At 41.9% G+C, this 12,008-nt stretch carries 11 protein-coding genes and 1 riboswitch; of the genes, 1 reads left to right on the top strand and 10 read right to left on the bottom strand.

The features are described 5' to 3' along the window. Positions 1-95: 95 nt before the first annotated feature. Positions 96-983, top strand: a complete 888-nt coding sequence (locus tag P5Y91_RS04100; RefSeq protein ID WP_049491214.1) for a YitT family protein — start codon at positions 96-98, stop codon at positions 981-983. 390 nt (positions 984-1,373) lie between these two features. Here the strand turns inward: P5Y91_RS04100 and P5Y91_RS04095 are convergent, their stop codons facing one another. The 10 genes from P5Y91_RS04095 to mgtA form a co-directional block, all read right to left on the bottom strand. Continuing rightward, positions 1,374-2,030, bottom strand: coding sequence for a CBS domain-containing protein (locus P5Y91_RS04095; RefSeq protein WP_003005183.1), 657 nt, complete (start codon positions 2,028-2,030; stop codon positions 1,374-1,376). A 174-nt stretch (positions 2,031-2,204) separates the two neighbouring features. Then, the gene (locus tag P5Y91_RS04090) at positions 2,205-2,915 is read right to left on the bottom strand and encodes an ABC transporter ATP-binding protein (RefSeq protein WP_003005434.1); all 711 of its coding nucleotides are present in this window, start codon (positions 2,913-2,915) and stop codon (positions 2,205-2,207) included. Next, positions 2,915-3,679 carry an ABC transporter ATP-binding protein gene (locus P5Y91_RS04085; RefSeq protein ID WP_049491216.1) on the bottom strand — a complete coding sequence of 255 codons (765 nt, stop codon included), beginning with the start codon at positions 3,677-3,679 and terminating at the stop codon, positions 2,915-2,917. The genes P5Y91_RS04090 and P5Y91_RS04085 overlap by 1 nt, the downstream gene beginning before the upstream one ends. Continuing rightward, positions 3,679-4,626, bottom strand: coding sequence for a branched-chain amino acid ABC transporter permease (locus P5Y91_RS04080; RefSeq protein WP_003008278.1), 948 nt, complete (start codon positions 4,624-4,626; stop codon positions 3,679-3,681). The genes P5Y91_RS04085 and P5Y91_RS04080 overlap by 1 nt, the downstream gene beginning before the upstream one ends. 3 nt (positions 4,627-4,629) lie before the next feature. Next, positions 4,630-5,499 carry a branched-chain amino acid ABC transporter permease gene (locus tag P5Y91_RS04075; protein ID WP_009731472.1) on the bottom strand — a complete coding sequence of 290 codons (870 nt, stop codon included), beginning with the start codon at positions 5,497-5,499 and terminating at the stop codon, positions 4,630-4,632. An 81-nt stretch (positions 5,500-5,580) separates the two neighbouring features. Continuing rightward, positions 5,581-6,738 carry an ABC transporter substrate-binding protein gene (locus P5Y91_RS04070; protein ID WP_214259472.1) on the bottom strand — a complete coding sequence of 386 codons (1,158 nt, stop codon included), beginning with the start codon at positions 6,736-6,738 and terminating at the stop codon, positions 5,581-5,583. Between the two features lie 108 nt (positions 6,739-6,846). Next, positions 6,847-7,125 (bottom strand): DUF2129 domain-containing protein, encoded by a 279-nt coding sequence (locus P5Y91_RS04065; RefSeq protein WP_070675052.1) that lies wholly within the window; start codon positions 7,123-7,125, stop codon positions 6,847-6,849. Positions 7,126-7,402: 277 nt separating this feature from the next. Further along, positions 7,403-7,993 carry an ATP-dependent Clp protease proteolytic subunit gene (locus tag P5Y91_RS04060; protein ID WP_070662483.1) on the bottom strand — a complete coding sequence of 197 codons (591 nt, stop codon included), beginning with the start codon at positions 7,991-7,993 and terminating at the stop codon, positions 7,403-7,405. 128 nt (positions 7,994-8,121) lie between these two features. Next, positions 8,122-8,751, bottom strand: a complete 630-nt coding sequence (gene upp / locus P5Y91_RS04055; protein ID WP_003005574.1) for a uracil phosphoribosyltransferase — start codon at positions 8,749-8,751, stop codon at positions 8,122-8,124. Positions 8,752-8,967: 216 nt separating this feature from the next. Continuing rightward, positions 8,968-11,628 carry a magnesium-translocating P-type ATPase gene (gene mgtA / locus P5Y91_RS04050; protein WP_070675056.1) on the bottom strand — a complete coding sequence of 887 codons (2,661 nt, stop codon included), beginning with the start codon at positions 11,626-11,628 and terminating at the stop codon, positions 8,968-8,970. Positions 11,629-11,835: 207 nt separating this feature from the next. Beyond that, a riboswitch (M-box (ykoK) riboswitch) is annotated at positions 11,836-11,993 on the bottom strand. Between the last annotated feature and the right edge of the window lie 15 nt (positions 11,994-12,008).

The raw sequence follows: 12,008 nt of genomic DNA, 5'->3' as shown, positions 1-12,008 counted from the left end.
TCTTGTATTTTAGGAGAGAAAATTTTTCAAAGTCATTTTCATTTTTTCACTTTTTTGTTACAATGATCTTATAAAGTTTTAGGAGACAACCTATCATGTTTAAATTTAAAGATATTCTGGCTATCATCTTGGGGGCCGGCATTTTTTCGTTTGGGATCTATTTTTTGGTCATTCCCTTTCACTTCTATGAAGGAGGAGCAACAGGGATTACCTTGATCACCTATTACCTCTTCAAAATCCCCGTATCCATCATGAACTTGCTGATCAATATCCCTCTTTTCATTCTGGCTTGGAAACTGCTGGGCAAGAAATCTCTTTACCTGAGCTTACTGGGGACTTTCTCGGTTTCCGCTTGGATGGCGATTTTTGAAGCGATACCCCTCAGCCACCGCTACCATCACTTCATCTTTAACGCCTTTAAAGGAGATATTCTGCTTGCCTGTATCGCCTCAGGGGTTGTACTTGGTTTGGGGCTAGGGATTATCTTCAATGCTGGAGGAACCACTGGAGGAACAGATATCCTCGCTCGCATCTTTAACAAATACACTTCCCTCACCATGGGAAAACTCATGTTGATTGTCGATGCCATTGTTCTGATAACTGTTGTCGTAGTCTTCCAAGATGTCCGTACAGCTATGTATACCCTCTTCTTTATCCTGATTGATACTCTTGTGATCGACTTGATTGGAGAAGGTGGTTTTGCTGGAAAAGGCTTCCTTATCGTTACCTCTAAACCAGAAGAAATTGCCAAAAAGGTTTCTGACGATCTGGGTCGCGGGATTACCTTTATTCGCGGGATGGGCTATTACAGCCGTAAAGATCTGGATATTGTCTACTGTGTCGTTTCACGGAATGAGATGAAACAAATGAAAGACATCATCAATCAGATCGATCCATTCGCCTTTATCACCATTTCAGAAGCCCATGAAATTCTCGGCGAAGGTTTTACTTTAGATAAAGAAAAACAACCCATTAACCGTTAATAGAAATAAGGCTAGATTTTCATCTAGCTTTTTTTCTATTTACGATTTTCCTTAGGTGAGTACGGACGTCAGGTGAAATTATCCAGTGGATGATTTCAGCAATCCAGGAAGTTCCATGACTAAATCAAGATACAATCCGCGACCCGTATTCAATTAGTTTTGAGCCCCTTCGCTTTTTAATTTCTAAGCTCAGGCTAAAACAGTTCCCCAAACTGTTTTACTCTCAAAAATTCCGAGAGCATGAAACAAGTATGTTTCATGCTCTTTTCTCACGGCGGAAAATCTTAGAATACACGTCATGATTAATAAAATCATAATTATTTTTATAGAATTTATTAGGTTACCTTATACAAAAATCAGACTGGATTGTCATCCAGCCTGATTTTTTTATTAAATAGCTTTTGCGGTTGTTCGAGTGATTTCATCGACTTTCAAACCGTTGGCTTCAAATTTACTACGGATTCCTTCTAGATCTGTCACCCCATCAATTTGGACTTCGATAACCACACGATCGTCTTTTGTTGGGATATTGACTGTATTTGCGATGTTATACCCTTCTTCTACAATCAAGTGAATGATTTGTTCTAGAACGCCAACCTTATCTTCTGTCACAAAGCGAACACGAACTCCTTCTTCTCCATAACCGGATACTTCAAGGAAAGCACGGAAAATATCACGGTCTGTGATGACACCGGATACTTGGTCATTGTCCACGACTGGAAGAATTCCCACCTTGTTCTTATACATGAGGTAGGTCGCATCTTCTAAGCTCGCAAATTTAGAGACGGTAATGACATCGCGAAGCATGACATCTTTGACCTTGGTCTTGTTCAACAGATAGTTCATCTCGAAAATAGACAAGCTTGTTGCTTTAGATGGACTTGCTTCTGCAATCGTACCTTCTGTCACCAAACCAACCAATTTATCATTTTCAATGACTGGCAAACGGTGCAAACCTTGTTCCCGCATCAAATCTGCCGCGTGGGCAATTGTAGTATCTGGACTAATGTAAACCACTTTACGTGTCATAAAATCTTTAACAGCCATAACAAGTTCTCCTATACTTTTATTAGTTTTATTATACTTGATTTTAAGAATGATTTCAAACGCTTTCAGCAGTTTTCTCTTGTTTTCAAAATTTAGAAAAATCAAACAAGAGAGATGAAAAAAGAAAGGTCTTCAAGACCTTTCTTTTTAATATTCTAGTGAACTTTAGAAATCTTACCCACCCAAATAAGCCTTGCGGACTTCTTCTGAAGCTAAGAGTTCTTTTCCTGTTCCGGTAAGAACGACTTTCCCTGTTTCCAAAACATAACCGCGGTCTGCGATGGCAAGGGCCTTGTTGGCATTTTGCTCGATCAAGAGAACAGTTGTCCCTTGTTTTTGGATATCTTGGATGATATCAAAGATTTCTTGGATAAAGATTGGAGCCAATCCCATAGAAGGTTCATCCAGAAGCAAGAGTTTTGGCGTCGACATAAGTGCACGACCCATTGCTAGCATTTGTTGTTCCCCACCAGATAGGGTAGCTGCATCTTGGTTCTTCCGTTCTTCCAAACGCGGGAAACGGGAGAAGACTTTCTTCAAGTTAGCTTGATTTTCTTCTCGATCTTTCTTCAAGAAAGCGCCCATCTCCAAGTTTTCCATAACAGTTAAGCCCGGAAAGACATGACGGCCTTCTGGAACTTGAGAGAGTCCTGCTGCTACAATCTTTTGAGCAGGAACCTTTTGAATCTCCTGACCCAAAAACTCGATTTTCCCAGCACTTGGACGCACCAAACCTGAAATGGTACGAAGAATAGATGTTTTCCCAGCACCGTTAGCACCGATAAGAGAAACAACTTCCCCTTCATTTACCTCGAAACTGACATCACGGACAGCCTGGATCATGCCATAGTGTACAGAAAGATTTTCAACTTTTAACATAGACATTAGGCTTCACCTCCTAGATAGGCTTCGATTACACGTTTGTTGTTCTTGATTTCATCTGGCGTTCCATGAGCAATCAAGCGGCCATATTCCAATACATAAATCCGTTCCGTTACTTCCATAACTAAACTCATATCGTGCTCGATCAGCATGATCGTAATATTGAATTCTTTTTGAATGCGACGGATCAGTTGGGTCAATTCTGCTGTTTCTTGAGGGTTCATCCCTGCCGCAGGTTCATCCAAGAAGAGGATCTTTGGCTCTGTCGCAAGGGCACGAACAATCTCCAAGTGACGTTGTTGTCCGTAAGCCAAGTTTTTAGCCAAGGTATCTGCTTCTTTTTCCAAACCAAAAATCGCTAACAATTCAAGGGCTTTCGCTTTCAAAGCTTCTTCATTCTTGTAATAGCTTGGCAAGCGGAAAAGACTCGCAAAGACATGTGGTTTGTGGTGATTAGCAAAGGCAATCAAGACATTGTCCAAAACGCTCAAATCTTTAAAGAGACGAATATTTTGGAAAGTACGTCCCAGACCACCTGCAGCGATTTTATAAGGTGCTTTACCATTTAGCAGCTGACCATCTAAGGTAATGGTCCCTTCACTTGGTTCATATACCCCTGTTAGGAGGTTGAAGAGGGTTGTTTTCCCGGCACCGTTGGGTCCGATCAAACCAACCAATTCCCCTTCATTAAGTTCCATGGTCACATCCCCAACGGCTGTCAAACCACCAAAGTTTTTTGTTAAATTTTTTACTTCAAGAAGTGCCATTAGTTAGCCTCCTTTTTTGAGAGTAGTTTTTTCAAGCTGAATTCCCATGTTCCAAGAAGACCACCTGGACGGAAGATCATCACGAGAATCAAAGCCAATGAGTAAATGATCATACGTACACTTGAGAAGTCTTGAAGCACCATATTCAAGATACCCAAGACGATGGCTGCCACAACTGTTCCTGACATTGATCCCAAACCACCAAATACGACAATGATCAAGACATTAATGGTATTGGTGAAAGAGTAATCTTTAGGAACAACAGAGCCGATAAAGCCAGCTTGGAGAGATCCAGCAATCGCCGCTGTGATCGCACCAAATACAAAGGCAATGACTTTGACTTTGGTCGTATTGATCCCAACAGATTCTGCTGCGATTTCATCTTCACGAACAGAAAGGGTAGAGCGTCCAATTGGACTACGTAAGAAGTTAATCGTAAAGATCGTTGTAATCACGACAAAGAGGTAAACCAATTGCCAAGTTGTAAAGGCTGGCAAACCAAGGATACCAGCGGCACCATTTGTTAGAGTACCACCATTGACGATCAAGATCCGGATAATTTCAGAAACACCAAGTGTTGCAATTGCGAGGTAGTCCCCTTTCAAACGAAGGGTTGGAACCCCAACGATCAAGGCAACGACACCAGCAATCAAAGCACCTAAAACCATAGCGCCAAAGAAAGCACCGTAGGTTGGTGATTTGGAACCGAGAATGGCTGCAGAATAGGCACCAATCGCCATAAATCCGGCATGTCCGAGTGAGAATTGACCTGAGAAACCAACAATGAGGTTCAAGCCAACTGCCAGGATAATGTTAATCCCGATTTGTTCTAAAATTTGGATATAGAAGAGGTTGAGCACACCCGCTGCAACCAAGACTTGGATCAAGGCAAAACCTGCGACCAAAAGACCAAGCCAGACTAAATTCACTTTTAAATTTTGTTTCATGGCTTACACCTTCTCTTTCACATTTTTACCGAGGATACCTGCTGGACGGATGAGCAAGATCACAATCAAGATGGCATACACAATGGCATCACGGAAGTCTGAAAGACCGATCGCTGTAGCGAAGGTTTCCAACAAACCGATGACAAATCCACCTAGGGCAGCACCTGGAATGATTCCGATTCCTCCAAGAACGGCTGCGACAAAGGCTTTGATCCCTGGTGTCATCCCCATCAAAGGCTCGATCGAGTTGTAATACAAACCGATCAAAACACCACCAGCACCTGCCAAGGCTGATCCTAAAGCAAAGGTAAAGCTGATGGTCCGGTTTACGTTAATCCCCATCAATTGAGCAGCATCACTATCGACAGAAACGGCACGCATAGCTTTCCCCATCTTTGTCTTTTGGATAATAAATTGAAGAGCGACCATCAAGAAAATAGACACTCCCAAGATCATCAACTGAATGTTGGAGATTGAAATGGGACCAAAGTTGTAACGAACAGTTTCAATGACTTGCGGGAAGGAACGGGTATTGGCCCCTACAAAGAAGACCATCCCATATTCAAGCAAGAAGGAAACCCCGATGGCTGTGATCAAGGCTGCAATCCGAGTCGAATGACGAAGCGGACGATAAGCCAGGTATTCAATCACAACTCCTAAAATAGCTGTTCCAACCATAGCTAGAAGCAAGGCTACAAAGAAGTTCACTTTCAATGAGTTCAATAAGAAATATCCCATAAAGGCACCTACCATGTAGATATCCCCATGGGCAAAGTTGATCAATTTGATAATTCCATACACCATGGTATAACCAAGGGCCAAGAGCGCATAAACACTTCCCAAGATTAGACCGTTCACTAATTGCTGGAGCATTTGAACCATCCTTTCTAACAATAAAGAGCGAGGCCAGGAATTTTCATTCTCCCAGCCTCTTGTACAAACAACAAATGATAATTAAGGTTTAACAGACTCAACAGATTTAACTTTACCTTCATTCAAGCCAATCATCAGAGCTGATTTAACCGGATTGTGGTTCTTGTCGATTGACATTGTACCAGTTACACCTTCCAAGTCTTTCAACTTGGCAAGGTTGTCTTTCAATTCAACAGAGTTCTTAGCACCTTTAGATGCTTCAGCAACCATGTAAACTGAATCGTAAGCCAAAGCTGCAAACATTGAAGGTTCTTCGTTGTATTTCGCTTTGTAGGCTTCTACGAATTTCTTGGCTTTATCAGTCATTTCACCTTCAGTAGAGAATCCAGCTACGTAGTAGATGTCTGTAGCTGCAGCAGGCGTTGCTTGTTCAACGAATTTAGCATCGCTAAATCCATCACCACCAATGATTGGTTGTTTGATTCCCATACCACGCGCTTGGTTTACGATCTTACCAGTTTCAGTGTAGTAACCTGGAAGAACAATCGCATCGAAGTCTTTATCTTTGATTTTTGTAAGGGCAGCTTGGAAGTCTGTATCCTTAGATTGGAATGTTTCTGTTGCTACGATTTCACCTTTGTAAGATTTCTTGAAGGCTTCAGCAATCCCTTTAGCATAGTCAGATGAGTTATCGTAGTAAAGAACGACTTTCTTCGCTTTCAAGTTATCCGTTGTGTATTTAGCAATGATTTTTCCTTGGAAGCTATCGATGAAGGTTGCACGGAAAAGGTAATCTTGACCTTTTGTCAAATCATCTTGAGTTGCAGATGGTGTAACCAATGGCACACCTGCTTTACCAGCATTGGCAACGGCTGCTGCAGTAGCCCCTGAAGTTGCAGGTCCTACAAGAGCGTTCACTTTTGATTGGGTCACAAGGTTTGTTGTAATAGTAGCTGCTTCAGCTGTTTCAGATTTGTTATCTTTATCTGTGACAACGATCTTCTTACCGTCAGCTCCACCCTTAGCGTTGATTTCATCAACGGCTAATTGAGCACCTTTTTGTTCAGCGCTACCGTAGGCTGCTACTTCACCAGTTTTTTCAAAGTTAAAACCGACTTTTAGTTCTTTGCCGATTTCGTTACCAGTTGTGTTTGAACCTGAAGTAGAAACTTCACCACAAGCAGCAAGAAGAGCGACACTTGCAATGGTTAAAAATGAAAGAGCAAATTTTTTCTTCATTTGTAATGATCTCCTTAAATGAATCTTAAATTAAATACATTAAGAATATACCGAATTATCTGACAATTGTCAATAAAAAAAACGCAATCCATCAAATGATTGCGTTTTCTAACCTTCTGTGACCACAGATAGGGTCTCCAATCGTTGCAAACTCCCCACAAAATCTGTATCTAAATCTTTGAGATGGCAAGGCAAGACTTTTTTGACATAACGTTCTTTCTTTAAGTCTTCCATGACTTGATCCGCCTTGTCACTGTCCACATACAATTGGACATAACGGCATTTCTTAGAATGGTACAAGACATCTCCGACAGATTGTAATTTTTTCCCGTCTCGATTGTAATACAATTTAACAATTAAGCCTGTTCTTTCTTGTTTCTCAAACATGGTCAATCCCTTTCTCGTTCTGTTACTAGTATATCAAATTTCAAGAAAAAGAACTACTCTTTTATGAGAGCAAAAAAGAGAGTGGGACAGAAATCGATAATTCGTTAGAATTCGATTTCGTCGTCCCACCTCCGCACAGTTGAGTAGGGCTGTAAAAGCTGATGAAATCAGCGTAGTAGAGCCCACTCAACCACTGCGTTTTGCTCGACAATCCAAAAATAATTGAGAGGCTAGGACTTTTGTCCCAGCCTCTTGACAGACCTTCCCATAGAATGGTTTAGCCCAATTTATTATTGGCCATGATTTCATCAATAAAGCCATATTCAAGTGTTTCTTGTGCGCTCATCCAATTGTCACGTTCAGCATCAGCATGCACTTTTTCGATCGGTTGACCTGAATTTTCCGCAAGGATTTTTTCCAAGTTATTCCGTGTTTTGAGCAAGTGTTCTGCTGCAATGGCCATATCGGTTTGTTGGGTACCACCACCAGTACCACCCATTGGTTGGTGAATCATGTACTCGGCATTTGGCAACATGAAGCGTTTGCCCTTCGCACCGCTTGAAGCGATAATAGTTCCCATAGAAGCTGCCATCCCCATGACAATGGTTTGGACATCTGACTTGATAAAGTTCATAGTATCTACAATGGCAAGACCTGCTGAGACAGAGCCACCTGGGGTATTGATATACATATAGATATCTTTTGTATTATCTTGGGCATCCAAGAAGAGCAATTGAGCGATAATGGAGTTAGCCATTTGGTCCTCAACTGGTCCTGTTACCATGATAATTCGATCTTTCAACAGACGGGAATAAATATCGTAAGAACGTTCTCCACGACTGGTTTGTTCAATAACTACTGGAATCATCTATTCTTCTCCTTTAGTATCCATTCATTCTCACGATTCGTGAGGTTCAAAGTATATGTGCTATTATAAACCAATGGTCAAAAAAGGTCAAATCTTAAGCACCTTTCGGACGAATCATAAATGGTTTCTTATTTGGTACCGAATAAACGGTCACCCGCATCTCCAAGACCAGGAACAATGTAGCCATGTTCATTCAAATGATCATCGAGGGCTGCTGTAAAGATATCAACATCTGGGTGAGCTTCTTGAAGAGCTTTCACCCCTTCTGGCGCTGATACAAGGCAGACAAATTTAATATGGCTAGCGCCACGTTTTTTTAAGGAATCAATCGCTAGAATAGCGGATCCACCCGTAGCAAGCATCGGGTCTACTACAAAGATACGACGTTGATCAATATCTTCTGGCAATTTCACCAAGTATTCAACTGGTTTCAAGGTTTCTTCATCACGGTACATCCCGATATGGCCAACCTTAGCAGCTGGTACCAAACTCAAGAGACCATCAACCATCCCAATCCCTGCACGAAGAATTGGGACAATAGCCAATTTCTTACCTGCGATTTGTTTTTGAACGGTTTTGGTAATAGGAGTTTCAATTTCAACATCCTCAAGAGGCAATTCACGCAACACTTCGTAGCCCATCAACATAGCAATTTCATCTACCAATTCACGAAAGGCCTTCGTAGAGGTATCTGTACGACGAAGAATAGACAATTTGTGTTGAATCAGTGGATGTGTAATAACTTCTAATTTTCCCATTTTGAGATCCTTCTTTCTAAGCTGTTATTCAAAAAAGAGCTATGATAAAAGTGGAGTCAAGCTCTGCTCTTTCTTTCAGTCCCTCTTTGATACTCACAGCACATGGAAATCTTCATTTCCAACTTTACATTCTTCTTATTATACCAAATTTTACAAAAAAAAGAGAGCCCTTACACTTAATTTTTTAAGTTCGGACTCACTCTTTCTATCAATCAATTACAACCATTCTTTGTATTTCTTAATATAGATACGTTTGACAACCGTCACACTCAGCATATAGAGGACGATAATGGCAAACAATAGAACAAAGTACAATCCATTTAGTTGGCTCAACTTCAAGATAGAAGCCAAAGGACTATATGGAAGGGAGGTTACAAAGAAGGCTGCTGCTAGGGTCGTCACCACGACTGAGAAGGCTGGACGACTTTGGATAAATGGCAGTTTTGGTGAACGCAACATATGAATAACCATGGTTTGAGACCACATAGATTCGATAAACCATCCGGTTTGGAACACCATGATAAAGGCTGCTGCATCTGCTGCTCCATGGTTGTAGCCATGACCTAAAATCATAGGAACAACAAGGAAGTAAAGAAGCATGTAGGTAATAATATCAAATACTGATGAAATTGGACCAATCCAGGCCATAAAACGCATGATGGAGTTTGCTTCCCAGATACGAGGTTTCTTGAGGAATTCCTTGTCGACATTGTCAAAAGGAAGGGCGATACAAGAAAGATCATAGATAAGATTGAGCACAATCAAATGAACAGGAGCCATTGGAAGGAAAGGCAAAAAGATGCTTGCAAAGAGCAGAGAGAAGATGTTCCCGAAGTTAGAAGAGACCGTCATCTTGATGTACTTGGTCATATTGGCATAGACCTTGCGGCCTTCAACCAAACCTTTTTCAAGGACCATCAAGTCCTTATCCAGAAGGATGACATCTGCCGTTTCTTTGGCGATATCAACAGCAGTATCCACAGAGATCCCAACGTCTGAGACCTTCATGGATGGAGCATCGTTGATCCCATCTCCCATGTAACCCACCTTGTGGCCATTGTTCTTGAGGCAGAGGATGATCCGCGCTTTTTGATCTGGTGATAATTTGGCAAAAACCGTTGTTGTTTCCACAACTTGTGCTAACTCTTGGTCAGTCATCGTATCGATTTCGCTTCCCAAAAGAATCCGCTCTACATCTAGTCCTACTTTTTCACAGACAGCTTGGGTGACCTTTTCATTGTCCCCAGTTAAGATCTTGGTGGTTACCCCATATTCTGCAAGAGCTTTGATTGCTGGAGCTGCAGAAGGTTTTGGTGGATCAAGAAAGGCAAGGTAACCAGTTAGGATCATGTCTCGTTCATCTTCAACACTAAAGATGTCATTTTCGTCCAAGTCGGTTTTGTAGCTGACGCCTAAAACACGAAGACCTTGTTCATTTAATTGAGCAACTTCAGCGAGGACCTCTTGACGGACTTCATCTGTCAGGCGTTTAATCTCTCCCTTGTACTCAACATAAGTCGATACAGAAAGCATTTCTTCCAAGGCACCCTTGGTCACCATGCTGACCACACCGTCTTCGTCTTTGACAATGACACTCATGCGACGACGTTCAAAATCAAAGGGCAATTCATCAATCTTATGGAAGGTTTGATCCAGATCGCGAACAATCTCATGTTTCTTGGCTTCTTTCTGGGTCCGATTGATAATCGCTCGGTCCATCAAATTTTTTAGCCCGGTTTGGAAATAGGAATTCAAGTAAGCCCGACGAAGAACTGATAGATCCAATTCGCCATGGATATCAAGTGGATACTCCAAAACGATTTCATCTTGGGTCAAGGTACCTGTCTTATCTGTACACAAAATATCAATAGCCCCAAGGTCTTGGATGGCATTGAGTTTTTTGATAACGACTTTTTCCTTGGCCATGATGATGGAGCCCTTAGCAAGACTCGCTGTAATAATCATCGGCAACATTTCCGGAGTCAAACCAACCCCAACGCTGAGGGCAAAGACACCCGCTTCTAACCAGTCACCATCTGTGAGGCCATTGATCACAAAGACAACGGGCACCATCACTAACATGAGCCGAATCAAAAGCCAAGAGATGGTATTCATTTCTCTCTCAAATGAGGTTGGTTCGTCATAGGTGTTGATGGTTTGCTCAATAGCGCCCATCATGGTTTCATCCCCCACGACCAAGACCAAGGCTGTCGCCCGTCCGGAGATGACATTGGTTCCCATAAAGGCCAAGCTTTCACTCTCCAAGAGACTATCTAGATTCTGACTGTCGGCTTTTCTGAGACAAACCTTTTCAACAGCATCACTTTCCCCTGTGAGACCAGATTGTTGGACAAAGAAGTCACGGGAATCAATCAAGACCACATCTGCTGGGATCATGTCGCCAGCACTCAGTTTGATCACATCTCCTACGACGATTTCATTGATCGGAATTTCTTGTTCCGACCCATCACGCAGAACGGTCGCTGTATTGACTATCATACGTGATAGGTTGCTGGCAGCTTTATCACTCCGCAATTCTTGAATGAAGCGGATCCCACCTGAGATCAAGACCAAGATCACAATGATGATAGAGGTCGTTGGATCCTGTTCACCTGGTTTTGCTAGCCAGACATTAGTGATGAAGGAAACCAGCGCAATGACCAACAAAATCACCGTAAAAGGATTGATAATCGATTCATAGATCTTTTTGATCATGGAATCTTCTTGACCTTTTGTGATGACATTTTCGCCATAAATATCGCGGTTTTCTTCTACTTGATCGTCAACTAAACCAAGGGCACTGGTTTTGTAGTCGGCAAAGGTGCTTTCAAGTGGTTCTTGAAGGGCAGCAATGAGTCTTTCTTTATTTGTTTGCATTGGTATCTCCTTTTTCAATCAGGAGCCAATCACTTTTGGAGTCCCTACGACACAAATCAGCGATTGGCTGGTTCGGTGCGGTTCGGGATGATCGTCGATTTGTATCATAGCTCTCTCCTTTCTCTTTTCTTGGTAAGGCATAAAAAAGAGTCCTACCCTCGATCGGTAGGACTCATGAAACTCGTCATTTATTTTTCAATCAAAACTCTCAAAAAACTGACCGTCCAAGCTTTAGCTCCACAAGGCAATGAAATGAGCTTAGTCTTGACCTTTGCGATCAGGACTGTTGACCAACGAGTAGTGTCTCCACTGCTTTGCGGTAGTCATCCGTATCCTTGTGGTAGCCTCACCTACCGTATTTCGAGTTTATTGTACTCCTT

This window comes from Streptococcus taoyuanensis, assembly GCF_029589235.1.
GTDB classification, from domain to species: domain Bacteria; phylum Bacillota; class Bacilli; order Lactobacillales; family Streptococcaceae; genus Streptococcus; species Streptococcus taoyuanensis.
This window is presented reverse-complemented; position numbering and strand designations above follow the sequence as displayed.